Annotated in this window: 2 protein-coding genes; both read right to left on the bottom strand. The window is 37.1% G+C overall.

The genetic code is table 11. The features are described from left to right. The coding region (locus G6W43_RS10455; protein ID WP_194169761.1) for a filamentous hemagglutinin N-terminal domain-containing protein at positions 1 to 1,013 on the bottom strand (1,013 nt) is incomplete at its 3' end. 9 nt (positions 1,014 to 1,022) lie between these two features. After that, positions 1,023 to 2,216: ShlB/FhaC/HecB family hemolysin secretion/activation protein (locus G6W43_RS10460; RefSeq protein ID WP_194169762.1), on the bottom strand; the 1,194-nt coding region annotated here is incomplete at its 5' end.

A 2,216-nucleotide genomic window follows, 5' to 3' on the forward strand; every position in this document is an offset into this window, starting at 1 on the left:
GTATTTACCAAAGTGTCTGCTTTTATGTTAAGGCTCTCTTTTGCTGCTATTAGCGCTTCATCTTTGTTTGTTATAGTCTTTGCATCTATCTTAGCCTCTTTGTTAGAAGCGATAGCGCCAGCATTAACTATGTCGCCATCAAGGCTTATCTCTATGTTGTTATTTGCTATAACTAGACCATTATTATTTACGCCTACGCCGTTACTTGTGCCAACTAATTTGATTTTATTAGCATACATACCGCCAAGCGCGCTACTATCTAGGCTAAAGCTGTTTTCTTGGTTTTTAGCTTTTACATCGTTGTAAAGTCTATCTTTGCTTGAAGTAACCGCCTTTTCACCGATGATGTTTAGCTCATTTGCGTGGATATTTGAGTTTAAATTTATAGCATTTGAGATCACATTAGTATAGTCGCTGCTCTTATCGTTTAGGCCGTCCCCTACGATGTCGATAGAGTTATTAGATATTAGCTCTATCTCTTTAGGGCTTAGTTTATTGATACTACCTGTTGTTAGTGTGAGTGAGCGAGAGTTGATCATATTTAGACCATCTACGCTTATGCCATTTGGATTTGCTATGACCACATCAGCTCTGCTACCAGCAACCTCTAAATTTCCTTTTAGAGATGATTTCTCAGCTGAATTTACTTTGTTGATAATAAGGCTTGCCTCTTTATTTAGCCTATAGTTTGCATCTATCTGGCCAGCTATCTTAGTGTCTATGTTTTTATTAGAGTTATTAAGGATAGTGCCAGTGGTTGGGGTATTAAACCTGCTATATTCATTTATAGACACACCCTTACTATCAGGGTTTGTGATGTTTATGATTAGCGTTTCATTAGGAGCTTTTAATATATCAGGGCGGTTGCTAGCACCTGGATCAGCTATGATGCTTGGCTCATTTGCTAATGCTGGTGAAGTGGCAAGTAGCAAAGAGAGACTTACGTAGAAATTTAAGCCTATAGTTAAAAGGCTAGGTTTTTGTACATTTGAAATTTGGTTGTTCTTTAGCATATTTTATCCTTAAAATTCGTAGCTTATGATGAAATTTACATTTGTTGATTTAGTTTCAAAGCTCTTTGGCTTATAAAGAGGTTTTGAGACAGATATGTCGTAGCTTAGGTTGTTGTAGGCTTTTATGCTACCTCTTAGACCTATGGCATATCCTGCAAGGGTGTTTTTATCCTTTATGCCACTGCTCGCTGCTCTTACCATACCAGCGTCAAGCCCTGCATAGACAGAGTTGCTCTTATAGTAGTTATATGAGAGAGTATTTCTTACGCTTACTCCGTGGTTTCCAACAAGTGAGCTCTCCCCGTCAAATCCCCTAACACTGTGATATCCACCGATGCTAAATTTATCCTGCAAGCTTAGTTTATTTAGGCCATATCTTGCGTTGATATTTAGATCATAGCTTAGTGGAAGTTCAAATTTATATTTGTAGTTTAGGTTTAAATTTATTAGAGCAAACCTAGATGTAGCCTCGCCGCTATCTTCTAAAGGATCGGGCTGTGAGTTAAATATACCAGTGCCCTTTTTGTAAGCTAGCTTGGCGCTAAAAGCTTGGTTGTAAGAATTCCAGCTTGATTTTACGCCTACCTCATATCCGGCATTTCTTCTAGCTTGGTTATCTAGCTCGTAGTCCTCTAGGTAGTTTTTATTTTTTCTCTTAAATAGTTTTACATAAGCGCTATTTTTAAAATTTGAGTCTCTATAAAATGTATAAGCAAGGCTTAGTGAGTCGCTCTCGCTTCTACCTTTATATGTGTAGAGATTGTAGGCTGCATTTATGATCTGGGCGTAGTCATATTTGCTCTTTTCGTATTCAAGCATGAAGTAGCCAAATGGAATACTAAAGCCGTAATAGTAGTTATTTGAAGCTCCGTGATCAGTGGCGCCGTTAAATTTATTTGTAACCTCATACTTTTTAAATATATCTTTTCCGCGTGAGAAGCTAAAAATTTCGTTAAATCCAAGTAAATTTAGCGTGCTTAAATTTAGCATACCTTGATACTTACCACTTTGTTTTGAGCCAAGGTTATCAATGCTAATAGCAGCCTTTAGTGGAAAGCTATCAACTCTAGTTATTACTATATTTGAAAAGCCAGCCCTATTTGAAGGTAAGAATTTAATGCTAACATCATTTTTTGAGACGTTTTGCAGTGACTCAAGAGCCTGCTCGATATCTCTTATATTTGCCACTTTATTTTTATGAGA

It is taken from the genome of Campylobacter concisus, assembly GCF_015229965.1.
In the GTDB taxonomy this organism is placed as follows: domain Bacteria; phylum Campylobacterota; class Campylobacteria; order Campylobacterales; family Campylobacteraceae; genus Campylobacter_A; species Campylobacter_A concisus_BD.